A 26396-nucleotide genomic window follows, 5' to 3' on the forward strand; every position below is an offset into this window, starting at 1 on the left:
TCAGCTGCAGCAACTATTCTCAATACTAGCTCTCCCATTTGGTAGGGAGGGCTTTTTGCTATGTTTGGCACCATACTATCGCGTAAGAGCAATCAACAATTACGTCCGTATCGTTACCTAAGGAGGATAAGCTGAGATGAACAAATTGGAAAACACAATGGAAGTAAAGGGAGCCATCCGCAATCACGTGCTCGTGGTAGAGGATGACCATCATATACGGCGTTTTATTTCGATTAATTTGGAGCGGAACGGCTTTCAAGTGAGTGAAGCTGCGATGGGCAGTGAGGCAATGATGCAATTTACAACGAATCGACCAGATGCTGTCATTCTCGATATAATGCTGCCTGATATGGAAGGCTTCGAGATATGCCGGCAAATCAGAGATGTGGATTCCGAAGTGGTCATCATCTTCCTGACAGCGAAGGGACAGGATTTCGACAAAATTAAAGGGTTAGAGCTCGGTGCAGATGATTATATCGTGAAGCCGTTCAACCCGCTGGAACTTGTCGCAAGAATCAACACGGTATTGCGGCGCTCAAATCAGTCCTCACTTGTTTCCAGTAGAATAATTGAGTCAGGGCCAATTACCTTAGATAAGGATGCGAATAAAGTATGTAAGCACGGGATGAGGATCGAGATGACTCCGAAGGAGTATGGCATGATTAAGGCATTTCTTGAACATCCCGACAAGGCATTATCGCGCGATGAATTATTGAATTTAGCTTGGGGAGAGGATTTTGTCGGTGACCCGAAGACCGTCGATGTGCACGTTCGCAAGCTGCGGGAGAAGATTGAGGACGATAGCTCGAATCCAAGACGAATTGAGACGGTATGGGGGATGGGCTACCGCTGGAAGAGAGGCGAATAATGATAGGTATCCAGCAGAGATTAGTAGGCAGCTATTTAGCTGTTATATTAACAACGGTATGCATCTTAGAAGTCATCTTGATTACGTCAGTGAACTATTATTATCACTACAATGTAGAACGAGCGCTCATCAATCAGGCGGAGGTCTCAGCCGCCTTTTTCCAGCAATATTTTGCTGAGGAAGAAGTAACGGAACAATCGGAGAAGCTCGTACGAGCTTTCTCCCAACATACTTCTGCACAGGTGCAGATCATGGATGCTGCTGGACACATCATTCAAGATTCATATGGTACGAATGCAGGCAAAGAGATCATTCATTACACCGATGTACAGCAAGCTGCTGATGGAGAGGTAGGCACTTGGCGCGGTTTTGTCGATGACACCAATGAGCATATTGTTTCGGTATCCTATCCGCTCCAATCCGAAGGCAAGACTGTTGGAATTGTCCGCTTTATTAGCTCACTGACCGGTACAATCGATGCTGTCCGCTATATTTCCATCTTGTTCATATTGGCTGGAGTACTTGTTGTTGCCATTGTAGCTATACTTAGTATTTTTCTATCTCGAACCATTACGGGGCCTATCCGCGAATTAAAAAAAGCAGCGGAAGTCATGGCAGATGGCAATTTCTCAATCCGCGCGAAAAAGATGTACCGGGATGAATTAGGCACACTAGCAGACACGATGAATGCAATGGCTTCCCGAATTAGCCGCAATGAGCAGCTTAAGAATGAATTTATCTCCTCTGTCTCGCACGAGATTCGAACCCCGTTAACGAATATTAAGGGATGGGCTGTCACGTTGAAAGCAGGTGGAACACGTGAAGATGAGTTAGTAACGGAAGGACTGGATATTATTGAATCCGAGACCGATCGCCTATCCCTATTGGTAGATGAATTATTGGATTTCTCTAAGCTGGATGCCGGCAGGCTGGAATTAGCATTCAGCCTTGTTGATGTACCACGTCTAGTTCAACAGATCGGTATATTGCTCTCACCGAGAGCTGACCGCTTAGGAATTAAGCTTCATATTCAATCAGATCCTATGCTCCCTATAATCTCTGCTGACGAGAACCGTCTGAGACAAGTACTCATTAACCTATTAGATAACGCGTTTAAATTTACGAACGAACAGGGAGAGATTGATTTGAATGCGCGTGCCTCTGAACATGAAGTCGTGATTTGTGTCAGAGATACAGGCTCCGGTATTCAAGAGCATGAACTGGGCATGGTCATGAAGAAATTTTACAAAGGGAAGAATAGTCCGACGGGTAGTGGTCTGGGATTGTCTATTAGTGAAGAGATTATTCGTCTACATCAAGGCAGAATTGAGATGAAGAGTGAGCAGGGCATTGGTACCGAAGTTCGAATCTATCTTCCTATTCATCACGAGATTGGCAGAGAAATTTAACGATTTCATAACCCTTTCATAGAATTGAAAATATACACTAGTACATGGAATACGGACAGGCAAGGAAAGTGGGCGTGAGCAAATGAAAAAACAGATTGTGCGGCAGGTATTGATTTGGGGTGTTCTTATCTGGACAGTTGGCTGTGGTGTTCCGGCAGCGCCAATCGACCTCATTCAGTCTCCGATACCCGCCAGTCATATCCATGAAGCTGCTGTTCGCCGAGCATTACCAGACGGTTCCCGATTATTAATCCCGAAGCATGGGGGAGGGAATACAGGAATATCGTACGGCGACTTTGATGGGGATGGCCACGATGAAGCAATTATCGTATACGAAGAGAATGTTCGTAATGAGAAAATGCGTAAAGCAGCCTTACTCAGATATGAGAATAAGCAGTGGAACATTGTCTGGAATACGAAGGGCTATGGATACGGACTGGATTATGCAGGTATGGCTGATGTCAACAAGGACGGCTTGCCGGAAATCATATTGGGTTGGACAATGGGTGGCGGAGAAAATGGACTGGATGTGTACACCTGGAGAGATAAAGATATAAAACTATGGGACAAAAAAACATACAGCGGGCTAATTGATATCCATGAAGAGGATCATTCTGGGAAGTCACAAGAGAAGTAGGGAATGAAAGAGAAAGGAGAAGCTATGAAAATCAAGAAAAAGTGGATCGTAATCTCGCTGTCATTCGTGTTCGTTCTGACAGTGGGATATGTACTGCGCAAGGAACTTGCCCTCCTGACTTTTGACATGTTCCTCTCGAATCAAGTGGAGAAGAAGCTGGAGGAGACATATAAGCCGATAACGATCAAAGACCCATTAGTGCATGACGAGCCATTTTCAGTTCTGCTTCTCGGCATCGATCAGCGGGATAAGGAGGTAGGACGATCCGATTCCATGATCTACTCCATCGTGAGGCGCAAGGAGAATCGGATCCTGTTAATATCCGTTCCACGCGATAGCTACACCGAGATTGTAGGTAAAAACAAGCAAGACAAAATCGCCCACGCTTATGCATTTGGCGGGGCGAAGATGAGCATCGACAGTGTCGAGCAGCTGCTTGAGCATCCCGTTACCCATTATGCAGCGATCAATTTCACCGGATTCAAGAACGTCGTGGATGCGTTAGGTGGAATTAAGTTACCGATAACAGAGGATATCGTAAATAAAAACTGGAATCATGACAAATTCAGAATTGAAGCGAACAAGCCAATCTATAACGGACTTGAGGCGCTCAACTTTGTACGCTACCGCGAGGATTCCGATATGAATCGCATGATGCGCAATCGGATCTTTTTGCAGGCGGTTGCAGAACGGGCGGTACAGCTTGATAAATTCAGCCATATTCCAGAAATACTCGATATCGCTGGCGATCACTTCTCAACAGATATTGCCCCTACTGATCTGATTGACCTAGCCAAGTCCATTTTCATGAAGGAAAGCATTCCACAGTTCAGTACCTATGCATTAGATGGGGAAGGTATGATGATGCATGATATATGGTATTACAAGTTGGACGAGAAGGATCTTGCGTATGCGCGTGAACTCATTTCGAACTGGCTTGATCCTGCTATTACAGCTGAACAATTGATGGAGCCAAAATCTAAGCATTAGTTTGCATTCTCTCCCGTGCAAGAACGGAGGCATACGAGATGGAACCTACAATCACAAGAGGACGACCTGATTTCCTCTTACTCCTTTCGGTCGTGCTGCTCGCATGTTTTGGAATGGCTATGATCTTTAGTGCTAGTTCCGCATTAAGCAGCTTGAAGCATGAGGATCCATGGTATTACACGTCGAGACAGGTCAAGTTCGCTTGCATTGGACTCCTTAGTATGTTCGTGATGATGAATATTCCAATACGTGTCTGGAAGAAGACTGCCCCCTATCTCGTGCTGCTATCAGTAGTGATGCTGATTGTCGTAATGGCAGCCGGAAGCAGTATGAATGGGGCGAGGAGATGGATTGTTGTGGGCGGATTTCAGTTTCAACCCGTGGAATTTACGAAGCTTGCCCTCATTATGTACATATCATCACTTATCAGTAACAAGGGAGAACGCATTCGAAGCTTCAAGAAAGGCCTGCTGCCTATTCTCATTGTCGTCAGCTTCATTTCCTTGCTCATTATGAAGCAGCCCGATTTCGGAGCAGTGCTTATGATGCTCTTCATCTGTCTTACCGTCATGATTGTGGGCGGTGTACATATGCGTCAACTAGCCGTATTATTTCTTGCAGCTCTCCCTGTCCTCTTCTTCTTGGCATTCAGTCAGAGCTATCGCTTGCAACGGATTGCTTCATTTATAAATCCGTATGATGACCAACAGGGTTCAGGCTATCAACTGATTCAATCCATATATGCATTAGCACATGGTGGTGTAACAGGAACCGGATTTGGTCACGGAATTCAGAAGCTGTTCTATTTACCTGAAGCGCATACGGATTTTATATTTGCGGTCATCGGAGAAGAATTCGGCTTTCTTGGCTCATGTCTGGTTGTATTCGTTTTCTTTGTCCTAGTTGTCAGAGGCTTCATGTCTGCGCTGAGGAGTGATGATCCATTTGCGATTATGCTAGGTACCGGAATCGTCAGTATGATCTTTATTCAGTTCATGCTTAACTTAGGAGCAGTGACCGGTCTACTTCCCATTACTGGAGTTCCGCTTCCCTTTGTCAGTTATGGAGGCTCCTCCTTAATTCTATGTATGGCAAGTACGGGCATTATTCTTAGCATTTCTCGTGATAATTATCGAAGACAGCAGCTGCAAGGCAGCGGTCGGAAAGGAATTCATAAGGAATAGACCTATGATCATATTTTTGCGTAAACTTAGTAAGGTTGACAAGCTGACTCTCGTTATCGTCGGATGTCTCGTAGCTATTGGTACGTTAGCCGTGTATGAGGCAACGATAAATACGAAGCTGCATGGCATTCATATTAACAATCTCATCTTGTTCGGCGTATTCTGTGTCCCGATGCTGATTCTAGCAACAATTGACTACAATATATTAGTTGGGAAGCTATCCTATGTATGGTATGGATTAGGTATTGTGCTGCTCTTGCTCGTCATGTTCAAGGGGGAGAATATTAATGGAGCAGTTCGCTGGGTTAGTATTGGAAGCTTCCAACTGCAGCCGTCAGAGATGATGAAGATTGCTACAGTATTGCTGGCGGCTCATCTGCTGCAGAAGCGGGGAGGGGATCAGCTTCGCTTCGTACAGGACATCCTGCCACTTGCCGCAGTATTTCTCTTGCCCACAGTAATCATCATGAAGCAGCCGGACTTAGGCACCGCACTCGTATTTATCGCCGTGATGATAAGTATGTTGTGGATGGGAAATGTGAAGGCGACTTACATGATCATTTGCCTCTCCGTGATCGCAATTGCGGTTGGAACGATCTGCTGGCTCTATTTCGTGGATCATGATTTGCTGGCCAAACTTGTAAAGCCGCATCAGATGTCGAGGATTCAGACCTTTCTTGATCCAACCAGCGACCCTGATAAGTCATGGCATGTGAAAAATGCAATGAGTGCCATAGGGACAGGCGGACTAAGCGGAAGTGAAGGATTTTACATGGATCGGGGCTTCATTCCGTATGCGTATTCGGATTCCATCTATGTTGTTATTGGGGAAAAGTACGGGTTTATCGGGTCTTCCATCTTGCTTCTGCTGTACTTCATGCTTATCTATCGAATTGTCCTCATTGCAAATATGAGCATGAACCTGGCTGGAGGCTATCTCGTAATTGGATTAGTAGGCATGATCGTCTTCCAGGTGTTCGTGAATATAGGCATGCACATCGGACTTGTCCCTCTAACCGGGCTATCATTGCCGTTCATTAGTTACGGTGGAAGCTCCTTGCTTACGAACATGCTTACGATTGGCTTGGTCATGAGTGTACATGTTCATCGGGATACCATCCCTCTGCAAATTACTGCATAAGAAGCAGGGCTCAAACTTCAGAGGATTTTATGAGCGTTCAAGCGTTTATAACTCAAGTTGTCTCCACAATTGGATATGTAGTACGATAATAAGGAATCTAAGTACTGGGATATTGTAGCACATATTACAGGGGATAGGAGCGCTTTTACATGCTGACGCCACTGAAGGATAAGACGGTCGTTGTGACTGGAGCAAGCAAAGGAATCGGTAAAGGAATTGCGAGAACATTCGCCGCAAAGGGTGCGAAAGTCGCAGTTGTCGCACGCAGCCTGACGAAAGCGGAGGAAACCGCAACTGAAATCCGAGAGAACGGAGGCGTTGCTCATGCCTTCGAAGGCAATGTCGCCGATTTGGAATCGATGAAGAGCGTTGCGAGCGAAACGGCAAGTACTTTCGGGGGGATTGACGTGCTTTGTGCCAATGCTGGTATTTTTCCGAATGCAACGATTGAGGAGATGACCGGAGAGCATTGGGATCAGGTGATGAACACGAATGCACGCGGGACGCTGTTTTCCCTTCAAGCCTGCCTGCCTTTTTTGAAGAAAGCGGAGTATGGCCGGATTATTGTTACCTCTTCCATTACGGGACCGGCCACCGGTTATGTCGGATGGTCGCACTACGGCGCGAGCAAAGCCGCTCAGCTTGGATTCATGCGCAGTGCGGCGCTCGAGCTAGCGCGTTACAATATTACAATTAACGCTGTCATGCCTGGTAACATCATGACGGAAGGCTTGGAAGGTCTTGGGGATCATTATCTGAACACGATGACAGCGTCCGTTCCGCTCAAGCGGCTTGGAAGCGTCGAAGATATCGCCTACGCCGCTCTTTTTTTGGCTTCGAGGGAGGCAGGTTATATTACGGGCCAAACCATCATCGTTGATGGCGGTCAGCTTCTTCCAGAGAGTCTGGAAGCGATGGGGCAGAACTGATACATAAAATGATTGAAAACAGGCAGGTTCTTTTGTAATAACCGATTAGAACGGCAAAGGGAGAATATGATGATGTCTTACATGGATTGGAGCTGTGTAATTAAGATCGTTAATAAATCGTATGAAAGGAGCGTGATGAAAAAATAGGAGGATTGTTATTATGAAAAACAGAAAAGCAACAGTAAATGATCATGAGCTCATTTTGAATTTGTGGGATAGATCCGTAACCGCTACCCATCATTTTTTGAAACTTGAAGATAAGCTGGAAATTCGTAAAGAAATCCCTTTGTATTTTCCTCATCTTGATGTGCGTCTTTGGTTTGTTGAAGGCTCTTTCGTCGGCTTTTCGGGTACCAATGAGAATCATTTGGAGATGTTGTTTTTAGATCCCGACGAGTTCGGAAAAGGGTACGGAACACAAATCATTCAATTGCTTATCAAGGAGTTTGGGGTAAATTCAGTTGATGTCAATACAGATAATGAGCGTGCAAAAATGTATTATCTGAAAAATGGATTCTCGATCGTAGACGAATCGCAAACGGATAGTAGCGGACGCCCTTATCCGATCTTGCATTTGAAGCTGTCAAAATAGTATGACGAGGTAATCATTTGGCGGAGAATACGCAAGTACTCCATTTAAGAAGCGATAGGAAATAGATTTTATAAAAGGATGAGTCCAGAAAGGGTCATTTCCCTAGCTTAAAGACTCATCCTTGTTTGTTTTGTTTAGAAAGTACGCTTGGTTCTAGCTTTCCGGTAACCTGGTTTCAAGGAGGATTATATGAAATGATAATAGATGATAGAGAATTCAACGTCAACGGTCTTAGTTATACGATTCGATCTGCGGTGAACAGCGACGCGACAGCGTTATCTATAGTAAGAATGCAAATTGACGGGGAGACCGAAAATATGGATCGCGAACAAGGAGAGGCCTTCATCGATGTCAGCGGATTCGAACAGATAATCAAATCGGACTCCGAGAGCTCAAGAAATTTGTTTCTCGTTGCTGTTATGCAGAATCGTATCGTCGGATTTTCGAGATGCGCGGGAACTTATTTGAAACGATTCTCACATAAAGTTGAATTTGGAGTATGTGTATTGAAAGAATATTGGGGATACGGCATTGGCAAAAACCTGATGCAGCAGTCGATTGCATGGGCAGAAGCCAACGGGATTAAGAAAATTACGTTGAATGTGCTGGAAACGAATGAAAGTGCGATTCGCCTTTACAAAAAGCTTGGCTTTGAGGTAGAAGGAATTTTAAAAAAGGATAAGCTCTTGTCAGACGGTCATTATTATAACACGATCGTAATGGCACGATTTTCAGCTGAATAACATCCACGATAGCTATAACTGCTGCAATTGTAAATTGTATCGTATGAACCCTCTGTCAGAAAAGTATATTTAAGTATCAATACGATGAGGAGGAATGGGGATGCGAATAGCTGATCTGTGTACGTTGCGATCACAACGAGGATGGATGTATGGTCTGATTTTGTTACTAGTAATTAGCTCAGTACCAACCCAAGCTTTTGCTTGGAGCAGTAGTGCTGGGGAACCATTATCAGCAAGCATCAGAATTGATGTGAAGGAGATAACTTGCAATACGGCATCCTGTTTATCCAAGGCATTGAAGAGTGTTAGTCCAGGGAGCTCTATCGTGCTTGCGCCGGGAACATATACGGGTAGTTTTTCCTCAGACATTAATGGATCATCTGGCCAGCCTATTGTAATTCGCAGTGCTGATTCTGGCAATCCTGCTGTACTATCCGGAACTTCAACCTCATCGGGATATGCCCTACGGGTACGAGGCGATTATTGGGAGATACGCAATCTCAAATTTACGAATGCACAGAAGGGTATCATCCTGGATCATTCCAATTATTCGCTCATCAGCGATGTAGAAGTGTACAATACAGGCATGGAGGGTGTGCATTTCCGAGATGGCAGCTCATACAACACGATACAGAACTCAAGCATCCATCACACAGGAAGAACGTCTCCTGGATATGGGGAAGGTGTATACGTGGGTTCTGCTGAAGGGGCTGGCTACAATCAAGAGACGCACTACAACACCATACGCAATGTTGGATTCGGCCCTCATGTCACTGCTGAACATGTTGATATTAAGGAAAGAACAATCGGAACTATTGTGGAAAATTGCACATTTTACGGCGAGGGAATCAGTGGGGCGAACTATGCGGACAGCTTTATCGATGTGAAGGGCAATGATGCCATCATACGCAATAATGTGGGATATCAGGGCAACAACAATGTGATCGTAGATGCTTTCCAGCTCCATGAGGTTGTAACCGGATGGGGAATCAACAATCAATTCATGAATAACACCGTGTACATGGATAATGCAGATGCCTACGTCATTGCTGCATATAATCATTCAAGTGCTCAAGCAGCCAATACGGTTCGATCCCCCGCTGGGAATATGTATAGAGGCAATATAACTGTACATGTAACCGATGTTCAAATGAAATAAGTGGGAGAGCGTTTACAGATATAAATACGTGTGGTATGGTAAATGTAAAATTATGTATTGTATTCGCTTGCATAATATCAACAAGGTGACGATCGGATAGGATTGCGAACTCCCTAGTGTGATGCCTCATTTCCGATCTGCTCAGAATGGAAGCAGAAACCTGTGTGCGATGAAGCAAATAAGGGGGAACGCAGAAATGGAGCAAGATCTTTTGCAGGGTAAAGTGGCTATAATTACGGGAGGATCATCCGGGATGGGGAAGGATATGGCATTCTACTTTGCTCGTCTTGGAGCTTCAGTCATGATTTGTGGTAGGAGCATGGAACGATTGCGTCCAGTCGTAGAAGAAATCACATCGCATGGAGGAAAGGCAAAGGCATATGAGTGCGATGTACGTGATCCCGAAACGGTGCAAGCCATGGTGCATGAAACGGTACAGACATGGGGCGGCATTGACATTCTCGTGAATAATGCGGCAGGCAATTTCGTGTGCAGGGCCGAGGATTTGACCGTGAATGGCTGGAACGCAGTGGAGAATATCGTACTTAACGGAACATGGTACTGCAGTCAGGCAGTTGGAAAACAAATGATTGCGGCTGGTAATGGAGGCGCGATTCTTAATATTGTTGCCAGTTATGCTTGGACAGGAGGTCCAGGAGTCGTGCATTCCGCTTCCGCGAAGGCTGGAGTTATTGCCATGTCGCGCACGCTTGCTTCAGAATGGGGGAAATACGGAATCCGCATCAACTGTCTCGCACCAGGCCCGATTGAAGGAACCGGCGGAATTGAGAAGCTGATGGCCAATGAGCAAATGAAGGAAGCGGTAATTGATAACGTTGCACTGAAGCGATTAGGGACGAAAGAGGAAATTTCTTCTGTCGCAGCTTTCTTGGTCTCCCGCTACTCTTCCTTCATTACGGGTGACGTGATTACCGTGGACGGCGGTAGCTGGCTGGATAAAGGCTTTCTTCACCAGTGGGAACGTACTGGAGCAATGTAAGACAGCATACCGTTCTGATGATGAGTATTACGAGGACATAATTAAAACGACTTCTTTATGAGGAAGTCGTTTTAATTATGCATGACAGGAAACGATAAATCGGAAATGATACAAATTGTACAGCGAGATATTGTTGACAGAAGAAGGATAGTGGACTACCATATCTATGGAGATATTTTCCTAATATAGCACTATATGTGTTTACATTCATAGGATATAAGGAGGTTGCAATTATAGTGGATGTTTGTAAAGTGTTAATTGTTTGCGATCACCCTTTAAAAGCATCTGCATTAAAAGAAATTGTGGAAGGAGTCAGTCTTACAGAGGCAAAGTTATTGGAGGATCTTGATAAATCGGCATTTGACCAATTGCCAAATGTCAATATAGATGTGGCGCTAGTGGCTATGGAAGAATTCGATAATCAATTGGACATCATTTCGACCATAAATAAAACTCTACCCACATCGAAAATCGTTGTACTTTCAGATCATATCTCATTTTATCACATGTCAGAGCTGGGTTTAAGCGGTATTCTTCCTAGGAAATCGAAAAAGAATCAGATTACCAGAATGATAAGTACAGTTATGCATGGGGAAACGATTGTCCCCATCTCCAGCATAACCCAACTATACTCTCCCAATGACCGCATGACAGCACTGACCGTGCATGAACAACGTATCTTGTCTTTTGTCCTCCGCAAATTTACGAATATGCAAATTGCAAAACAGCTTTTTGTAAGTACCAGAACCGTCGAGAATTACTTGAGGCGAATCTATGAAAAGCTGGGCGTCCGTTCAAGAGGGGAATGTATTGAGATGATGAAGAGTAGAAACATTCATCAGTAAAAGTTGTAATACCGAAGAGACTGTTGCGGGATACCGAAGCAAAAAATTCGTTTTCCACCTAATTCCATTTTCGGGATAGTAACCCTTATATTTGAGGTAGGCAGCAAATATAGGTTGAAACTATGAAAATGGAGGGATTTTTAAATGGGTGCTCTGGTTAGAAGAATTGCTCGGTTTTTGATTGATAGATGGAATGGTCTCAGCAGTTGGGCGAAGAAAGCAATTGAGTACATTGCAGGATCGGCGATCGTTGAGGCAATTATGAACGGATTCGATGCTCTGGTGAACTACTTGTCCGGTTTCGGCCAGTCCGTGTTGGAAGCTATTGCACGCATTTTGGGGCTGTAATAAAGAAATCGCTTAGCACGCTACGATTCGCACCAATCATCGCCGGTTCAAGAAAAGAAGAGGCGTCATCGATACTTGTTCATCATCACATGCTAAGCGGGTATGCCGCAGAAGGAATAACTTGCCGGTTGCTTCCTTTTGCCTGGTATTGAAATCCGATTTGCCGACAACCTATATTTGCTGCCGTCACCACATATTACATTATATTGAGGAAGAATTCAAATATGCCACATTCTACTTTAGAAGTTTCTAATTTATCCAAGGCATTTCAAAAGCAATCGTTATTCGAAAACGTAAACCTTCAAATCCACTCGGGAGAAATTTGCGCTCTCGTCGGCAAGAATGGGATGGGGAAGACCATATTTTTAAAATGCATATTAGGTTATGAACCGTTCGATGACGGAGAAGTTACGATTGCCGGTCACCATTTGAACAATCGTGAACAGATTAGGCTGCACTCCGCCTATATCCCGTCTGACGGTCATGACCTATGCGACTTGCTGACTCCCCTGGAATATTATCGATTCATAATCGCTGTTTATCAGTTGCCAGAAAAAGAAACGCTGCTTTACGCCAGTGAGCTTTCTGTACAGTTAGGAATAGAATCCCATCTTGAACGGTTAATGAAGGAATTGTCTTTTGGAACGAAAAAGAAAGCCCTGCTTCTAGGCGCGTTATTATATGATCCTGCATTATTGATATGTGATGAGATATTTGAGGGACTTGATCAATCTTCAGTGGAAGCCGTGATCAGTCTATTTCAAGAACGTGCTAGGAATAATAGGTCTGTATTATTTACGACTCATTTGCAAGACTTGCTCGAAGCAGTATCTACAGTTGTGTACCGGATAGAGAACAATCAGATTATGCAGATAGCCAAATAGCGAGTGAGGACAGAGACGTTATGTTAATGAAGGAATATCGGCAGCTTTATTCGAGAATACTTGGGTATTCGTTTTCGTGGGCGCTGTCGATTATCAGCGCTCTAATTGCAGGTGGATTGGCGTTCGTAGCCTTATTGTATGTAACAGATACAGAGCTTGTTTTGAAATCCATTCCTTCCATACTTTTCTTTTTGCACGTCATTGCAATTTTTATGGAAGACCCGAAAAAAGGGAACATGGGCCACTTGTTTTCGTTTCTAAAGACGACACCTCTAAGAAAAGCACTTATTATTAGGATGAATTATGTATGCAAAGTTTTAAATCTTGATCAAATGCTGTTATATGCAGTTTTCATTCTTGTTTTTCTTTTGTGCCAGGTTGCGTGGGTAGACGTGCTGATTTTGTTTACAAGGCTGTTCATCATGCTCTTTATAGCTCAGACGATTGAGTATGTTTACATATTTTATAAAGAAAAATTTCTTTATCATTTTGCGTTTCCGGTTCTTTTGCTGGTTATCAGCTTACTCGTCAGCAATGCAAAACAACTTCAGTATCACATACAGGTGATTTTCATCCATTATTTCGATATAATAATAATATCTGGATTTGTGTTGACCGCCATCATTTGCCCCATCATTGTGTCCAAATTGCTAGTAGCTCAAAAAAAGTCTGTCCCCGCTGCCGTAATTCGGTTAAGCCGTTCAATGTCTAAGCTCTCCCACATCTATGTCATGCCTTCGCAATGGAAATCGCTTATGGGATATCAATTATTGGCTTACGTACGAAATATTCAAATTTTATCGAAGTATGCTCTTATCGCATCATTGACCGTAGCATATTCTACGTTTAGCTATATGCTGCGAGAGGACACGAACAGCTCGATAAACTTCATGGTAATGGCCTATATTATGAGTATTTACTTCTTCAGTGAGATTCGATTGAATTTTCTACTTGAAAAGCACTCGCTGCTGCGTTTTTTTCCGGTTTCCACATTTGTGGAAAGAAGGATCGTACAGAGCTGCGGGCTGCTGTTTGTCTGTTTATTCGGATCAATCGGCTTCATTTACAGATACATGCTTATGGACATTTCAATCATTGTATTGGCAAAAAGCCTTCTTTACTTAAATTTCTGCTATTTGATCGGCACCCGATTCCGTATTGCAAGTCCCCCTATTTCAAAAGTACATAGGTTGAAACTAGTTGCGTTATACAGTGCATTATGCCTGTTAGCGTTAGTTCTCATTTACAACTTTCATATAATCATTGACGTGTTCATTATTATTGCATTTGGATGGCAGGCAAACAGAAAAAGAAATAAAAGGGAGGAGATAACATGGCGCATCTAATTATACTTATCGGCCTTATTGGTTACATCGTGTTTCGCTCAAGCACGCCTTATCAGTATATTTTTGTCGTTATTATGATCGTTGGCTTGGTTATGGCGTTCATGGGGAACAGAAAAAAGAAAGGCGCAGATCAGGTTGAGCATCATGACAAATAAAGAAAAGGGGGCGGCCTGACCGGCATGTACGCAATTGCAAAGAGGGAATTTTTGACGCTATTCAAAAGCTTTAAATCTGTTGCGATAGTGCTATTGTTTTGTGTCGTTGCTTTCTCGATATCGAATTTCGTGAAAAATAATCCAGGTTTGATGTTCGGAGAGGAATCAAATCCCTATGTATCAGGTATTCGTTTCCTTGTAACGGGGCTTGGTTTTTTATTTGTCTTAACCCTTTCCCACGATACGATTAATCGGGAAGTGGAGAGCCAAACCATTCGATTTGTCGTGACTAAAGTACCGAAGACATCCATCGTTTTCGGGAAATATCTCGGCATTTTATTGTTTTGGGCAGTATGTCTGGCCTGTTCATTCATAGTCATTTTCCTAAGTATCGGGCAGCTTTATGTTTTAGAATATATTCGACTAATCGTGTTTATTTCATTTGCCGTCGGAGTGAACATGCTGTTATCCACAATCATTCCCAAAGGTAGTTATTCGATTTTCGCGAGTTTGCTGTGTGGATTACTGTTACCAGCCGCTGGAATGTGGAGCGTTTTTACGGAAAATCAAGCATCTCAGCTCGTTAAATATGCAACTCCTTATTTTTATCTCATTGAATCGAACTGGAAGTCCTATTTTCCGTTCGTGATTTCCATCCTGTTTGTATATGTGTCCATTTTCATTTTCAGGAGGAAGGACTTATAATGAATGCGCTCGAGGTACATGGTCTGAAAAAGAAATATAAAGATACATATGTCGTTAAGGGGGTTACATTTGAAGTAAAGCGTGGGGAATTGTTCGGATTTCTTGGCAAAAACGGAGCGGGGAAGTCAACGACTATCAATATGCTGACCGGTATTGTTCGTCCGACGGAAGGCAGTATTCATATACTGGGGGAGAATCATGCCCGGATTAACGAAATCAAAAGCAAGATTGGCGTTATGCCGGATGCGGCTAATTATTATTATGACATGACCGCACTTGGGCACCTGATTTATTTTTCTGAATTGAAACGAACAAAATTGAAACGGGATGAACTCGTTGAGCTCTTGGGAAGCGTGGGTTTGCGAGGACATGAAGAAAGCAAGGTAAGAGGGTTTTCGTTTGGCATGAAAAAAAAGCTCGGTATAGCGCAAGCGTTACTCGGCGACCCGGAACTTATTTTCCTTGATGAACCTACTTCTGGACTAGATCCCGAATCGGCAGTCGATATTCAGCAAATCATTCGAAACCTTCATATCCAAGGCAAGACGATTTTTTTAACCTCCCATAATCTCCACGAAGTGGAGATGTTATGCAGTAGAATCGCCATTATGGAACGGGGCGTCATTACCAAATACGGCACGATGGAAGACTTAAGAAAGGAATATCAGCAGCATATCGAATTATTCTGCAAAATCAGTCCTTTGTCTTCCGAGCAGGGGGAAAATATAAAAAAGCAACTCATCGATATCGCAGAGAACCTCGCTGTTTCAGAAAGGGAAATCACTTGCACAATCACTGATGAGGAAGCCATCCCTGATATCGTGCAAACGTTGGTGGACAACAAAGTGCGTCTTTATAAATTGGAGCCGAAGCAAGTTACGCTAGAGGATATTTTCTTTGAAAAATAGTTGCAGCAAAAAATTAAACAGGTGAAACGGATAGAGGCAGCATCAGCGATGCTGCTGTTTTCTTTTTGTGTGTCACTCGACAGCCCTGAAATATGGTATCCTTTGATAAAGCATATGAGCAAGCAGACATAAAGGGAGGAGCTGCAAGATGACGAGAGAACAAGAAATCGCGCTGGATTGGGAAGAAGAAAAAATTGATGACCCCGCACATTTTTTGCTTCATCAAGGGATGAGAGGAATTTTTGAGGCTGAGGAAATGATAGAAGGGGACTGTATCATCATCCCGAAATGGGAACTTACAATACGTCCTCATGTGGCGAAGTGGACGGATCAGACCGTCATGCTACAGTTTCAAGTGAGTTCACCGAAATGGGATCGCGATATTTTCGAAACGACGGCGGGCATCGGCAGTAATCTAAAAAATGCATTCGGTACCGCAATAGGCGGCTTTGCCTTCTCCCTCATGGAAGGAATCGCCTCCATGGAGCAGGACAGAAATCCTGAGACGCTGCATACGACTTACGGAGACACCGTGCATCACTGGAAGGCGTATAAGAGCAATATCGTCGGCCTGGGAGAATCATCACCTGAGATGGAAGAATCCCCATATTGGGAAATGCTTAAGGACGAAATCGCGAAGAGAATCGGCGATCAGAAGCTGTGCTATATCAAAATCTATGCCGCAAAGCACGGAGATGACATTACTGGTGAATGCCGCATAAATGATATTTCGAGCCCGGAACTGGGGCAAATGGTAGCGGATATCGCAAACAATTGGCAGGTGGAAGGCTTTGCATCTCAGAAGCAGTTTATTTTCTTACAGCAGTCGGAGGACACATATACACCGTATCCATATCAGCCGGAGCAAATTGAGGATGCCACGCATACAGCGGTACGCCTCTTCATGGAGTGCGATACGCAGGAGAAGTACGACAGTTTCCCGGATTTATTGGCTGAGAGATTGCAGGATGCTGATTTAGCCCAAGAGCTATACGCCTTTTTGCCTGAGATCTGTGCAGAGCATGCTTTTGATACGCTTACTTACAACGAAGAGATGCTTTTGTATAGGGGAGATGAATCCTTCCGTGTGTATCGGACTCAATTTGCCAGCTATTTTATGATTTCTGCTGCATTGTTTGAGGGCTTCCGTACAGGAGAATTTGATGATGACATATACAAGCAATATATAAGTGTCAGCTCTATTTACAACGTAATTTGCCAAGCGAAGGAGCAGGGAGCGGACTTGGTGAAGGATGGCGGCGTCTTGACGCTTTCTTACGGAATGTCGGAGCAATATCGATTTAGTTGAGGAAAGAGAGACACGTCGAGTTTATTAGCCTGTTGCGAGATTGGGAGCAATAGGCGGAAGTTAGCTCGAATGCACTTGTCTTTTTCCGGAAAAGAATGCCATACTATGTATATCAATCATGGGAGGTGTTGCAATGGAACGTCGTACCATCACAGCAGAAGATTTGTACCAGTTCGTCTGGTTGTCTGATCCGGATGTCAATCCTGCAGACGGAACGATTGCTTATGTAGCGAAGCAGGTCAATGAAGAGAAGAGCGGTTATCGCTCGCGCATACATATCTCGTCAGCAGATGGAACGAAGAGCAAGGTATTTACCCATGGAGAGCAGGATAGCGCTCCGGTCTGGTCGCCGGATGGCCAGAAGCTGGCCTTTCTTCGCAAGAAGGATAAGCACCAGCAGATTTGGACAATGGCAGCTGATGGCGGCGAAGCAGAGGCGATTACAGGCGCGGAGTTCGGAGTAAGCGCATTCTCATGGTCGCCGGATGGTTCCCGACTGTTGTACACAGCGAGTATCGATTCTTCCAAGAAAGAAGAGAAGGAGCAGCTTGCGGACGACAGTCAGAAGTCAGCCAAGCAGGTGATCGTAGTTGATCGGTTAAGATGCAAGGCAGATGGAAGAGGCTTGCTGGACGACAAGCGCACTCATTTATTTGTTCATCATATCGAAACAGGCCAATCCGTTCAATTGACTTCCGGAGATTATGATGTCCATGATTCCGTATGGTCACCAGACGGGAAGGAAGTGGCCTTTTCTACGAATCGTGTTGAGGATAAAGAAGTTGACCCTGATCTGGTTCTTAGTCAATTCATTTATATCATAAACTGTGAGGATAGAGTGTGCCGCCGTATAACGGAATCTGGTCTCGTCATCGGGAAGCTTGCATTCTCGCCGGACGGCCAATCGATTGCATTCTATGGACATGACCGACAATACGAGAACGCCACCCTGCTTAAGGTATACACCGTACCAGCAGCAGGAGGAGCACCTGAATGCGTTACTGCCGACCTTGATCTGTACGTAGGCAATGCAGCAGTTACCGATATGAAGGGTCTTGGATCCTCGCCACTCGTCTTTACATCAGATGGTTCTGCTGTATACTCGCTTGTCTCAGCTGAAGGCAATGTACAGCTCGCACGGATCTCGTTAGAAGGTAGCTGTGAATATGTAACGGTCGGTGATCGGGAGATAACTCAATTTACGATCACGAAGGACGGAGAGCAGATTGTATTCATTTCGGCTGATAGGCTGCAGCCTGGAGAGCTATTCATCAAGAATTTGGGCACAGGGCAAGAACAGCTGATTGAAGCCCCGAACGAACGTTTACTAGCGGAACTGACGCTAAGCCAGCCGGAATCGTTCTGGTTCCAGACAACCGATGGTTGGAAGGTGCAAGCTTGGATCATGAAGCCACCAGCAATGTCAGCAGGCGATAAGGTACCGACAATTGTTGAAATTCATGGCGGCCCGCATACGATGTATGCGAATTCCTTCATGCATGAGTTCCAACTACTTGCCGCTCAAGGTTATGCGGTTCTCTATTCAAATCCGCGCGGGAGCCTCGGTTATGGCCAGAAGTTCGTGGATGCTTGCCGTGGGGATTATGGCGGGAAGGACTACGAGGACATTATGGAATCCGTTGATCAGGCGATTGCCCGCTACGACTTCATCGATGAAGATAGACTTGGCGTTACGGGCGGCAGCTATGGCGGATTCATGACGAACTGGGTTGTCGGCCATACGAATCGTTTCAAGGGAGCTGTTACACAGCGTTCGATCTCGAACTGGTTCTCATTCTATGGGGTTAGCGATATCGGTTATTTCTTTACCGAGTATCAGATCTGTGCACAGCCATGGGAAGACCCGGAGAAGCTCTGGAAGCATTCACCGCTCGCCTATGTGGACACTGTGCAGACACCGCTCCTTATTTTGCACGGAGAGCAGGATTTGCGCTGTCCAATCGAGCAGGCTGAGCAGCTATATGTGGCCTTGAAGCGTCTGGGCAAGACAACGCAGCTCGTGCGATTCCCTGATGCGAATCATGATCTATCGCGCAACGGGCACCCAGAGCTTCGTGTAGAGCGTCTGAACCGGATTGTTGGCTGGATGAAGCAATATGTGTAGGTCTCGATAGACCTCTAGCAATCATTAAATCCGAATAGGAATTGGATAAGAACAGATTGGAAAGAATGTGCTTTCCAATCTGTTCTTTTTTATATGAACCTTTTCAACTAAAATGTTAAGCTACATTGCCAACTTATATCTGATTCAATTAATAAATTTAGATGAATAAACAGTCTAGCATTAAAATTTATGTATTTATGGTTAGGCAAGCAGTTGTCGCGTGCGAGCCTGTACTCGAATGTCATCATGTAGCCGGCCAATACGACTACTTAGTTAAAGGTACTCGTTGCAGATATGCAGGAATTGGAATATTTCATATCTCATACGCTGAGTAATATGATCGGTGTTCAAAGCAGTAATTCGATTATTTCCCTTTCTTCTCTGAAAGAAAATAAAGTTGTAGACTGACGATACTTCATTAAGCTATACCAGCAGGATAGTCCAAAGTTTTCGCGAATACCCTACATAAGGAATTATTTACGAAGTTCGTGAATAAGACGGTATGCAAAAGTCTGTTAGAACAAACAAGCCAAAGACCATTAAGAAAGATGTGATTCAAATTCATGTATTAAATCATCAAGTAGAAAAACTAGCTCAAATCGTACGAAAACATAAAGCTATATATGAATTTCTTGATAGAGTTCAAGAACTGAAGATAAATAATTACTATGTTGGCGCGGGATGTATTACTCAGACAACATGGAATTATTTAAGTGATTTGCCCCTCGATCATGGAATTAAGGATGTGGATTTAGTCTATTTTGATGATAGTGATTTATCTGAAGAGAAGGAAGATCAAGTAAAATCACAGCTAGAAAGGATGTTTCCTAATTATCCATTTAAGATCGATGTAAAGAATGAAGCTAGAGTTCATTTATGGTACAAGAGCCGGTTTGGATATGAGATTAAGCCCTATCAGTCAGTGGAAGAAGCAATCGATACATGGCCAACGACAGCTACGTCTTTAGGAATAAGAATAACTTCCGATGAATGGGATGTATATGCACCTTACGGATTGGATGATTTGTTTAATAAAGTTGTAAGACCAAATAAGCGACAAATTACTAAAGAGATCTACGATAAGAAAGTAAGTCGATGGAAGGCGCAATGGAATGATTTAAGAATAGAGCCTTGGTAGTTGATTCAGGAAGAACAGACCATCGCATAACACCATTTTCACGCATCGCAGCCTAACGGCTGCTCGGTCGCTCGAAGTATTTTGAGTAGGCGGAATCAGGCAACAACCCTGCACTGGCTAACTGAACAGCGCAGCCAGCGACTATCTCGCATTAAAACGAGGTAAAACCAGCATAAATTTGTCATTCTAACGGGACACGTCTGTTCAATGGAACGGCGACAGTCTAGGACTTTATTTTCTTGTCCTTAGCTGTCGCTGTTCCTATTTTTCAGGTCAGTCTATAACTTATTTTATGGATATACGCCAATAAGCATGAAACAAAAACCTGTCTATCTATTTATTGCTGAGCAAGTCTATCTCTCCGTTCATGCTCAGGCTCAATATGAATCAGTACTTCTGCCCGCTCGAAACTGCCCTGAATCGTATGCTCGATTTCATCACACAGATGATGCGCGGTTGCAATATCCATTCCAGAAGGTACCACGAGATGAAAGTCCACGTATTCAACAGGGCCGGAGCGTCTCGTACGAAAATCGTGAAACTCAATATACTTATCTTTGTGCAAGAGTATCAGCTGCTGAAGCTGCTGCTCTTCCTCTTCGGACAATCTAGCATCAATCAGGGGAGGAAATGATTCCTTCATAAGCGTGAATGCTTCCTTCATAATGTACACCGCAAGAAGGATCCCAATAATCGGATCTAAGATTGTCCACCCTGTCAGCGTTACGAGCAGCAAGCTTACACCTACGCCAAGTGACGTATACACGTCAGTAAGCAAATGCAGTGCGTTCGATTTCATCGCCACAGAATGCAGCTCATCTGCGGTCTTGCCAACCTTCCTCGCAACGACCAAGTTAATCCCAGCACCAATAAACATAACCGCGATTCCAAGATACGGCATCTCAATTTCTGCTGGCCGCAATAACTTATGAACACACTCATATATAATCCAAATGCCTGCAACGAAGATGAGCAGTGTTTCGATCGTACCGGAAATATTTTCAACCTTACCATGTCCATAGGGATGATTGCGATCGGCTGAACGATTCGATATGCGTACGGAGAAAAACGCAATTACAGACGCTGCCAAGTCCAAGGAAGAGTGGATCGCCTCTGAAATAACGGCAATCGATCCCGTCAGAATTCCTACGACCAGCTTTAATATCACAACAGTTGTATTGCTAAGAACTGATAAAAATGCAACCTTTTGTCCGTTCAAGATCATCACCCTTACCATTATCATCAACTTATTCTTGCCAACATAGTCAACCATAGCAGATGAAAATCGAGTGGGTCTATAGAAACCTTTTTTCACGAAGTCAGATAAATAGGGGCAATTGAAAAAAGTTGACGCCATGCAAAAAGACTGGATCATACCATCATATTCCATATGTTGCGGCATTCCGTACAGAAGTTGTGCTACTATATGGATATACTTGGAAAAGGAGGCATCTTTGTGTCGAATGAAACTCGAATTATGGGAATACCTGTCCCTAAAATAACGATGACAGAGACTGTGCATATCATTAGCGATGTCATTCATACTGAGGGCATGGAGAATCAACAATTGTTCCATGTAGTGACGCTAAATCCTGAGATTACGATGGCCTGCCAACAGGATAAGAACCTGCGAGCAATCATTGACGATGCTGGGCTGCTCACAGCTGACGGTATCGGCATCGTCATGGTATCTCGCTTGAAGGGCAATCCGCTTCCTGAACGGGTGACGGGCTGTGACTTATTATTCAATCTCTTAAGCGAAGGGAATCAGCGAAAGTGGTCTTTCTACTTGCTTGGTGCAGAAGAAACTGTGAGTAAGAGAGCCGCTGAGGTTATCCAGGAGTCTTATCCTCATGTGCATATTGTAGGAAGGCATCATGGATTCTTCCATTCAGAGGACGAAGCCAAGATAGTCAACGATATTGCTGCCGTGAAGCCGGATGTATTAATCGTGGCACTCGGAGCACCTTACGCTGAACGGTGGATACATAAATACAAGCATCAGCTCCATTCCCGCGTAGCAATTGGCGTCGGGGGAAGTCTGGATATCGTTGCAGGGAAGGTCAAGAGAGCCCCTGCTGTGTGGCAGAAGCTGAATCTGGAATGGCTGCATCGGCTGCTTAATCAGCCGTCGAGATGGAAGAGACAATTGATTTTGCCGCGCTTCGCAGTCAAAGCTGTCTTGTACAAAGAAAATAAACAATGAGCGGACATTAGGTCAGAATATATGTAAGAGCAACATTTCAAAATATGCCTTGTGCTATAACATAGTTGACCCTATACATAAGGAGATGAACTATGAACAGCTTACAAGGTAAAGTCGCCGTAGTAACCGGCGCTAGTCGAGGAATCGGACGTGCCATTGCACTGCGCCTTGCGCGTGAAGGAGCCTTCGTTGCGGTGCATTTCGGGAGAAGAGAAGAACTTGCTGAGGAAGTGGTACGGCATATTCAACAACAGGGTGGCTTGGCTTTTAAGATAGGCGCAGATATCAGTCAATTGAGCGGGATTCATGATTTATATAGGTCTCTAGACGACACTCTGCAGAAGCATACAGGGAATAATCGCTTCGATATTCTGGTGAATAACGCTGGAATCGGCCAAATATTGAGCCTGGAAGAGGCAACGGAAGAATCGTTCGATGAAGTAATGAGCATCAATGTCAAAGGGCCTTTTTTCGTCATTCAACAAGCGCTGCCGCGATTAAATGATGGCGGACGCATCATTAATATTTCATCCTTTGTCACCCGAGCGGCGTCGCCAGTCGTCTTTACGTACAGCATGACGAAGGGGGCGATCAACACACTAACATCCGCTCTCGCTAAGCAACTTGGGAAACGCCAAATTACGGTGAACGCCATTCTGCCAGGGATCATTAACACAGAGATGAACGCCGGCACGTTAAGCCAGTCCGAAGGACAGAGGTATGCGGCTGGACTGTCGGCCTTCAACAGATGGGGAGAACCGGAAGATGTAGCTGATATAGCCGCATTTCTAGCTTCAGAAGATAGTCGTTGGGTAACCGGACAATTGATTGACGCGAGCGGAGGATCACATTTGTAATAGCGAGAGCAATAAAAGAGAGGGATACCCACTTATCGCATATGGGCAGCGTGATCCGTTATGGACGCGCTGTTTTTTGTGACATGAGGCGAGATTGTGAAATTGACGCGATATTCATGATTTTGAAATATTTGATGTGATCGTACGCACTCGGGGGTGCTTCCCCATGTAGTATGTTGAAAATAGAAAATCATTTTGACAGGGGGAAACGCAATGTTCTGTCATCAATGCGAGCAGACGCCGTCGGGCGGCTGCATGGTTGTCGGAGTGTGCGGCAAGGACGAGACGATTGCTAGTCTACAAGATACGATCGTGTTTGCGTTGAAAGGCATCGCGGCGTATGCGACGCATGCGCGGCAGTTGGGTTATGTCGATGAAGAGGTTGACGCGATTACGCATGAAGCGCTTTATATGACGTTGACTAACTCGAATTTCAACTTACAGGAGCATCTGGACATGGCGATGAAGGTAGGGGGCGCGGCGATCCGCATTATGGATGTGCTGGATCGGGCCCATACGGAGCATTTCGGCGTTCCGGTTCCGGTTACTGTCCCGCAGAACAAGATAGAGGGCAAGTCTATCGTCGTGACAGGGCACAACTTGTATGCGCTGGAGGAATTGTTGAAGCAGACGGAGGGCAAGGCAATCAACATTTACACTCATTCCGAGATGCTTCCGGCGCATGGTTACCCGGCATTGAAGAAATATCCGCACTTGAAAGGCAATATCGGCAAAGCCTGGTACGACCAGCGCCGTCTGTTTGAGCAATATCCTGGCGCCATCCTTGCGACGACGAACTGTGTAATGCCTATTAAGGGGACCTACGCCGATCGGTTCTTCTCCTATGACGTGGCCGGACTCGAAGGTGTGACCAAGATCGTGAACGACGATTTCTCGCCGCTGATTGAGCGTGCGCTAGTGCTGCCCGCGGCGGATGTGGAGAGCGAGCAGACATTGACAACGGGGTATCACCACGAGACGGTGCTCGGGCTGGCGCCGGAAATTATTCAGGCCGTTAAGGATGGCAAAATCAAGCGCTTCTTCGTCATCGCGGGCTGCGATGCGCCAGGCAAGGGCGGCGAGTATTACCGGGAGCTCGCGACATCACTACCGAACGATACTGTTATTTTGACGACCTCGTGCGGAAAATTCCGGTTTAATGATGTCGATTACGGTACGGTGGCGGATACAGGCATTCCGCGTTATATCGATCTGGGGCAGTGCAATAATTCCGGCTCCACGGTCAAGATCGCAGCTGCGCTTGCAGACGCCTTCGGCTGTAGTGTCAATGAACTGCCGGTGTCGATCGTGCTCTCGTGGTTCGAGCAGAAGGCGGTTGCGATTTTGCTTGGCTTGTTCAGTCTGGGCATCCGTGATATTCGCATCGGGCCGAAGCCGCCGGAATTCATCTCGGAACGCGTGATGAACGTACTGACCGATCTGTTCGGCCTGAAGCTTATCGGGGATGCGCAGGAAGATATGAAGGCGATGCTCCGTCTTGTCTAGATGGTGAATGAGATAAAGTATTTATAGAGTTAATTGATTGAGACGCGATCCCTTAAGGGGTCGCGTCAGACTTTTGACAGGATTTTGTCGAGTCTGAGAGAGGGGGATACCCTCTCTTTTTTATTGAACATGATGCCCTTGAGCTGCCAAGCTGCAACAAAGGATGAATGCCAATCACGGAACCATAAAACTAGCGTAGCTTGCCAGTCAGATCTATTGCATGCACCTCGCTATTCTACAGATGATTGATCGAGTATAATAGAATCATTAGATCGAGTTGGAGGAAGGGCATGGATCAGGTAACTTCAGCTTATGGCAAGCACGCAATATACAACATATTTGTTGAGCTTATTCATCAACAGGAACAGCACGAGGATTTGATTCAGAAGCATATCGCTCATGAAATGAGAAAGCTAGGAGATGAATTCGACGAGGGACTGCAGCTGAATATCACAGAACTTCACGTTATATCCAGTATTGGGGAGCATGAACCTATTAATGTGACGGCGCTCGCGGAACGATTACGAACATCTAAAGCGACAGTATCTCGAATATGCTCCAAGCTCTTATCTATGGACATCATACGAAGAACCCAACTAAGCGATAACAAGAAAGAGGTCTATTTCCGCTTAAATCCCAAGGGAAGGAAATTGAATGTACTGCATGAGGATGTGCATCATGAACTGGAACAACGATTTCTGGGTATCCTAGATCCCTATAATGAAGATGAGCTGCTTATCGTACAGAAGGTGTTTCGGGACATACTGAACAATTGGACATCCATACACGAGAATTTAGATACACGAGGTTAGGTACTCTTATGAGAGCCCAGTCCATGAGCATGCGGACTGGGCTCTCGTCCTACAACAAGGAATTGCATTACTTAGCTGGTGCAAGTCTAGTCTGCTTGCTGAGATTCAACGCTTTTCTGATCTTTCTTGCGAAGATCAATGGTTTCTCAACAGCCTCAATATTGACATAGACTAAGCGTGGACGTTCAAACAGCCATTCACTGTGTACAGACGATACGAGGATACCTTGCTCGCGAATAGCGGATAGGAAGCGGTTCGTTTCTTTTTGTAATAAGGCTACTCTGCCTAAACATAAAGCTCTGCCTGTTCTCTTATTTAGGGATTCAAATGAAAAAGAAGAGGTTACGCCGAATTTCTTTCCTAAAATAAATGCCCGAATCTGCTGACGAGATATCGTAGCTACGCATTTACCACCTGCAAATCCTGGTTGGCCACCAATGATCATTGCGAACTTTCGACAAAGACGTTCCTCACTGGACATCATGTATCGATAACCTCCTATGCGAACACAACTCAGAAACGCGTCATAACGTCAATAGACAAAAACAATGGTCGTTCTACATAAGTAAATACGTGGGTGGAAGTTCATTATTATTTTGC

Annotated in this window: 29 protein-coding genes; 27 read left to right on the plus strand and 2 right to left on the minus strand. The window is 44.7% G+C overall.

All coding sequences use genetic code 11. The features are described from left to right. Nucleotides 1-136 precede the first annotated feature (136 nt). The 23 genes from BP95_RS0116200 (at nt 137) to BP95_RS0116300 (ending at nt 20415) form a co-directional block, all read left to right on the plus strand. Nucleotides 137-868, plus strand: a complete 732-nt coding sequence (locus tag BP95_RS0116200) for a response regulator transcription factor (protein WP_021252422.1) — start codon at nt 137-139, stop codon at nt 866-868. Further along, entirely contained in the window at nt 868-2277 is a 1410-nt protein-coding gene (locus BP95_RS0116205; protein ID WP_036667228.1) for a sensor histidine kinase, read from the plus strand. The genes BP95_RS0116200 and BP95_RS0116205 overlap by 1 nt, the downstream gene beginning before the upstream one ends. A gap of 82 nt (nt 2278-2359) precedes the next feature. Further along, nucleotides 2360-2914 carry an FG-GAP repeat domain-containing protein gene (locus BP95_RS0116210; RefSeq protein WP_021252420.1) on the plus strand — a complete coding sequence of 185 codons (555 nt, stop codon included), beginning with the start codon at nt 2360-2362 and terminating at the stop codon, nt 2912-2914. 24 nt (nt 2915-2938) lie between these two features. Further along, a complete protein-coding gene (locus BP95_RS0116215) occupies nt 2939-3904 on the plus strand; it encodes an LCP family protein (RefSeq protein WP_028532732.1) in 966 nt (321 codons plus the stop codon). 38 nt (nt 3905-3942) lie between these two features. Continuing rightward, the gene (ftsW, locus tag BP95_RS0116220) at nt 3943-5088 is read left to right on the plus strand and encodes a putative lipid II flippase FtsW (protein ID WP_028532733.1); all 1146 of its coding nucleotides are present in this window, start codon (nt 3943-3945) and stop codon (nt 5086-5088) included. Nucleotides 5089-5092: 4 nt separating this feature from the next. Continuing rightward, a complete protein-coding gene (locus BP95_RS0116225; protein WP_021252417.1) occupies nt 5093-6229 on the plus strand; it encodes an FtsW/RodA/SpoVE family cell cycle protein in 1137 nt (378 codons plus the stop codon). A gap of 149 nt (nt 6230-6378) precedes the next feature. Further along, entirely contained in the window at nt 6379-7158 is a 780-nt protein-coding gene (gene fabG / locus BP95_RS0116230; protein WP_028532735.1) for a 3-oxoacyl-ACP reductase FabG, read from the plus strand. Between the two features lie 160 nt (nt 7159-7318). Continuing rightward, on the plus strand, nt 7319-7750 hold the full coding sequence (locus tag BP95_RS0116235; protein ID WP_021252415.1) for a GNAT family N-acetyltransferase: 432 nt from the start codon (nt 7319-7321) through the stop codon (nt 7748-7750). 194 nt (nt 7751-7944) lie between these two features. Beyond that, the gene (locus BP95_RS0116240) at nt 7945-8493 is read left to right on the plus strand and encodes a GNAT family N-acetyltransferase (protein WP_021252414.1); all 549 of its coding nucleotides are present in this window, start codon (nt 7945-7947) and stop codon (nt 8491-8493) included. A gap of 100 nt (nt 8494-8593) precedes the next feature. Then, nucleotides 8594-9652, plus strand: coding sequence for a right-handed parallel beta-helix repeat-containing protein (locus BP95_RS0116245; RefSeq protein WP_021252413.1), 1059 nt, complete (start codon nt 8594-8596; stop codon nt 9650-9652). Between the two features lie 196 nt (nt 9653-9848). After that, nucleotides 9849-10652, plus strand: a complete 804-nt coding sequence (fadH, locus tag BP95_RS0116250; protein ID WP_021252412.1) for a 2,4-dienoyl-CoA reductase — start codon at nt 9849-9851, stop codon at nt 10650-10652. Between the two features lie 236 nt (nt 10653-10888). Further along, on the plus strand, nt 10889-11497 hold the full coding sequence (locus BP95_RS0116255) for a helix-turn-helix transcriptional regulator (protein WP_021252411.1): 609 nt from the start codon (nt 10889-10891) through the stop codon (nt 11495-11497). 144 nt (nt 11498-11641) lie between these two features. Further along, the gene (locus BP95_RS0116260; RefSeq protein ID WP_021252410.1) at nt 11642-11845 is read left to right on the plus strand and encodes a hypothetical protein; all 204 of its coding nucleotides are present in this window, start codon (nt 11642-11644) and stop codon (nt 11843-11845) included. Nucleotides 11846-12069: 224 nt separating this feature from the next. Next, nucleotides 12070-12729, plus strand: a complete 660-nt coding sequence (locus tag BP95_RS0116265) for an ATP-binding cassette domain-containing protein (protein ID WP_021252409.1) — start codon at nt 12070-12072, stop codon at nt 12727-12729. Nucleotides 12730-12749: 20 nt separating this feature from the next. Continuing rightward, the gene (locus tag BP95_RS0116270; protein ID WP_021252408.1) at nt 12750-14075 is read left to right on the plus strand and encodes a hypothetical protein; all 1326 of its coding nucleotides are present in this window, start codon (nt 12750-12752) and stop codon (nt 14073-14075) included. Continuing rightward, a complete protein-coding gene (locus BP95_RS33145) occupies nt 14063-14230 on the plus strand; it encodes a hypothetical protein (protein ID WP_021252407.1) in 168 nt (55 codons plus the stop codon). The genes BP95_RS0116270 and BP95_RS33145 overlap by 13 nt, the downstream gene beginning before the upstream one ends. A gap of 129 nt (nt 14231-14359) precedes the next feature. Beyond that, complete coding sequence (locus tag BP95_RS0116280; RefSeq protein WP_155987294.1) at nt 14360-14935, plus strand: ABC-2 transporter permease; 576 nt, start codon at nt 14360-14362, stop codon at nt 14933-14935. Next, complete coding sequence (locus tag BP95_RS0116285) at nt 14935-15843, plus strand: ABC transporter ATP-binding protein (RefSeq protein ID WP_028532737.1); 909 nt, start codon at nt 14935-14937, stop codon at nt 15841-15843. Before BP95_RS0116280 ends, BP95_RS0116285 begins: the two co-directional genes overlap by 1 nt. Before the next feature lie 148 nt (nt 15844-15991). Beyond that, a complete protein-coding gene (locus BP95_RS0116290; RefSeq protein ID WP_021252404.1) occupies nt 15992-17152 on the plus strand; it encodes a DUF6348 family protein in 1161 nt (386 codons plus the stop codon). 133 nt (nt 17153-17285) lie between these two features. Then, nucleotides 17286-19277 carry a S9 family peptidase gene (locus BP95_RS0116295; RefSeq protein WP_021252403.1) on the plus strand — a complete coding sequence of 664 codons (1992 nt, stop codon included), beginning with the start codon at nt 17286-17288 and terminating at the stop codon, nt 19275-19277. Between the two features lie 197 nt (nt 19278-19474). Further along, a complete protein-coding gene (locus BP95_RS34425; protein ID WP_331281226.1) occupies nt 19475-19612 on the plus strand; it encodes an Lrp/AsnC ligand binding domain-containing protein in 138 nt (45 codons plus the stop codon). Beyond that, nucleotides 19572-19685: a hypothetical protein gene (locus tag BP95_RS33975; protein WP_231515129.1), complete on the plus strand. Its 114-nt coding sequence runs from the start codon at nt 19572-19574 to the stop codon at nt 19683-19685. Before BP95_RS34425 ends, BP95_RS33975 begins: the two co-directional genes overlap by 41 nt. Nucleotides 19686-19779: 94 nt before the next feature. Further along, nucleotides 19780-20415: a nucleotidyltransferase family protein gene (locus tag BP95_RS0116300; protein ID WP_021252402.1), complete on the plus strand. Its 636-nt coding sequence runs from the start codon at nt 19780-19782 to the stop codon at nt 20413-20415. Nucleotides 20416-20752: 337 nt separating this feature from the next. Here BP95_RS0116300 and BP95_RS0116305 read toward each other — a convergent pair whose 3' ends face one another. Then, nucleotides 20753-21640 (minus strand): cation diffusion facilitator family transporter, encoded by an 888-nt coding sequence (locus BP95_RS0116305; protein ID WP_036590240.1) that lies wholly within the window; start codon nt 21638-21640, stop codon nt 20753-20755. Nucleotides 21641-21871: 231 nt separating this feature from the next. On the opposite strand from BP95_RS0116305, the gene BP95_RS0116310 reads away from it, so the two are divergent. The 4 genes from BP95_RS0116310 to BP95_RS0116325 all read left to right on the plus strand — a co-directional run bounded on the left by BP95_RS0116310 (nt 21872) and on the right by BP95_RS0116325 (nt 25796). Then, a complete protein-coding gene (locus BP95_RS0116310; protein WP_021252400.1) occupies nt 21872-22621 on the plus strand; it encodes a WecB/TagA/CpsF family glycosyltransferase in 750 nt (249 codons plus the stop codon). 92 nt (nt 22622-22713) lie between these two features. Then, nucleotides 22714-23478, plus strand: a complete 765-nt coding sequence (locus BP95_RS0116315) for an SDR family oxidoreductase (protein ID WP_021252399.1) — start codon at nt 22714-22716, stop codon at nt 23476-23478. 213 nt (nt 23479-23691) lie between these two features. Next, complete coding sequence (gene hcp, locus BP95_RS0116320) at nt 23692-24984, plus strand: hydroxylamine reductase (protein WP_021252398.1); 1293 nt, start codon at nt 23692-23694, stop codon at nt 24982-24984. A 290-nt stretch (nt 24985-25274) separates the two neighbouring features. Then, entirely contained in the window at nt 25275-25796 is a 522-nt protein-coding gene (locus tag BP95_RS0116325; RefSeq protein WP_021252397.1) for a MarR family transcriptional regulator, read from the plus strand. A 67-nt stretch (nt 25797-25863) separates the two neighbouring features. On the opposite strand, the gene BP95_RS0116330 is transcribed toward BP95_RS0116325, so the two are convergent. Beyond that, a complete protein-coding gene (locus tag BP95_RS0116330) occupies nt 25864-26280 on the minus strand; it encodes a DUF1259 domain-containing protein (RefSeq protein WP_021252396.1) in 417 nt (138 codons plus the stop codon). Between the last annotated feature and the right edge of the window lie 116 nt (nt 26281-26396).

The organism is Paenibacillus sp. UNC217MF (genome assembly GCF_000686865.1).
GTDB classification, from domain to species: domain Bacteria; phylum Bacillota; class Bacilli; order Paenibacillales; family Paenibacillaceae; genus Paenibacillus_B; species Paenibacillus_B suaedae.

Coding starts and splice junctions, on each gene's coding strand:
- BP95_RS0116205 (WP_036667228.1), top strand. CDS start 868: ATGATAGGTATCCAGCAGAGATTAGTAGGCAGCTATTTAGCTGTTATA.
- fabG (WP_028532735.1), top strand. CDS start 6,379: ATGCTGACGCCACTGAAGGATAAGACGGTCGTTGTGACTGGAGCAAGC.
- BP95_RS0116245 (WP_021252413.1), top strand. CDS start 8,594: ATGCGAATAGCTGATCTGTGTACGTTGCGATCACAACGAGGATGGATG.
- BP95_RS33975 (WP_231515129.1), top strand. CDS start 19,572: ATGCAGGAATTGGAATATTTCATATCTCATACGCTGAGTAATATGATC.
- BP95_RS0116235 (WP_021252415.1), top strand. CDS start 7,319: ATGAAAAACAGAAAAGCAACAGTAAATGATCATGAGCTCATTTTGAAT.
- BP95_RS0116260 (WP_021252410.1), top strand. CDS start 11,642: ATGGGTGCTCTGGTTAGAAGAATTGCTCGGTTTTTGATTGATAGATGG.
- BP95_RS0116270 (WP_021252408.1), top strand. CDS start 12,750: ATGTTAATGAAGGAATATCGGCAGCTTTATTCGAGAATACTTGGGTAT.
- BP95_RS0116240 (WP_021252414.1), top strand. CDS start 7,945: ATGATAATAGATGATAGAGAATTCAACGTCAACGGTCTTAGTTATACG.
- BP95_RS33145 (WP_021252407.1), top strand. CDS start 14,063: ATGGCGCATCTAATTATACTTATCGGCCTTATTGGTTACATCGTGTTT.
- BP95_RS0116285 (WP_028532737.1), top strand. CDS start 14,935: ATGAATGCGCTCGAGGTACATGGTCTGAAAAAGAAATATAAAGATACA.
- BP95_RS0116325 (WP_021252397.1), top strand. CDS start 25,275: ATGGATCAGGTAACTTCAGCTTATGGCAAGCACGCAATATACAACATA.
- BP95_RS0116210 (WP_021252420.1), top strand. CDS start 2,360: ATGAAAAAACAGATTGTGCGGCAGGTATTGATTTGGGGTGTTCTTATC.
- BP95_RS0116265 (WP_021252409.1), top strand. CDS start 12,070: ATGCCACATTCTACTTTAGAAGTTTCTAATTTATCCAAGGCATTTCAA.
- BP95_RS0116330 (WP_021252396.1), bottom strand. CDS start 26,280: ATGATGTCCAGTGAGGAACGTCTTTGTCGAAAGTTCGCAATGATCATT.
- hcp (WP_021252398.1), top strand. CDS start 23,692: ATGTTCTGTCATCAATGCGAGCAGACGCCGTCGGGCGGCTGCATGGTT.
- BP95_RS34425 (WP_331281226.1), top strand. CDS start 19,475: ATGGTTAGGCAAGCAGTTGTCGCGTGCGAGCCTGTACTCGAATGTCAT.
- BP95_RS0116305 (WP_036590240.1), bottom strand. CDS start 21,640: ATGATCTTGAACGGACAAAAGGTTGCATTTTTATCAGTTCTTAGCAAT.
- ftsW (WP_028532733.1), top strand. CDS start 3,943: ATGGAACCTACAATCACAAGAGGACGACCTGATTTCCTCTTACTCCTT.
- BP95_RS0116225 (WP_021252417.1), top strand. CDS start 5,093: ATGATCATATTTTTGCGTAAACTTAGTAAGGTTGACAAGCTGACTCTC.
- BP95_RS0116290 (WP_021252404.1), top strand. CDS start 15,992: ATGACGAGAGAACAAGAAATCGCGCTGGATTGGGAAGAAGAAAAAATT.
- BP95_RS0116315 (WP_021252399.1), top strand. CDS start 22,714: ATGAACAGCTTACAAGGTAAAGTCGCCGTAGTAACCGGCGCTAGTCGA.
- BP95_RS0116200 (WP_021252422.1), top strand. CDS start 137: ATGAACAAATTGGAAAACACAATGGAAGTAAAGGGAGCCATCCGCAAT.
- BP95_RS0116300 (WP_021252402.1), top strand. CDS start 19,780: ATGCAAAAGTCTGTTAGAACAAACAAGCCAAAGACCATTAAGAAAGAT.
- fadH (WP_021252412.1), top strand. CDS start 9,849: ATGGAGCAAGATCTTTTGCAGGGTAAAGTGGCTATAATTACGGGAGGA.
- BP95_RS0116215 (WP_028532732.1), top strand. CDS start 2,939: ATGAAAATCAAGAAAAAGTGGATCGTAATCTCGCTGTCATTCGTGTTC.
- BP95_RS0116295 (WP_021252403.1), top strand. CDS start 17,286: ATGGAACGTCGTACCATCACAGCAGAAGATTTGTACCAGTTCGTCTGG.